The 290-nt window shown below is 44.1% G+C and carries 1 protein-coding gene; it reads left to right on the forward strand.

Features of this window, described 5'->3' with window-relative positions; genetic code table 11:
• The coding region (locus tag B9N62_RS10305; RefSeq protein WP_087585405.1) for a hypothetical protein at positions 1–290 on the forward strand (290 nt) is incomplete at both ends.

Genomic DNA, 290 nt, shown 5'->3' on the forward strand with positions numbered 1-290 from the left:
AAATTTGGCAAAGTAGGCACGTATAAACGCAAAAGCGGGCAAATTTACGACCCAGAAACGGGCGGAATGACCGAGCAAATAAGCGAATACAAAGTAAAGGCGTATATCGATAGCGCGAAAAGCTACTCAAATTTAATAGAAAAAAGCTTATTAAACGAGGGCGATAACGTGATCTTGATAGCCGCTAAATCCTTGCCTTTTATGCCGCAAAACAACGACGTAATAGAGTTTCCTCACTGCTCCTATACCATCAAATACAACGACGCGGTATGGGGCGGCGAGGACGTAGC

It is taken from the genome of Campylobacter concisus (genome assembly GCF_002165785.1).
GTDB lineage: Bacteria > Campylobacterota > Campylobacteria > Campylobacterales > Campylobacteraceae > Campylobacter_A > Campylobacter_A concisus_W.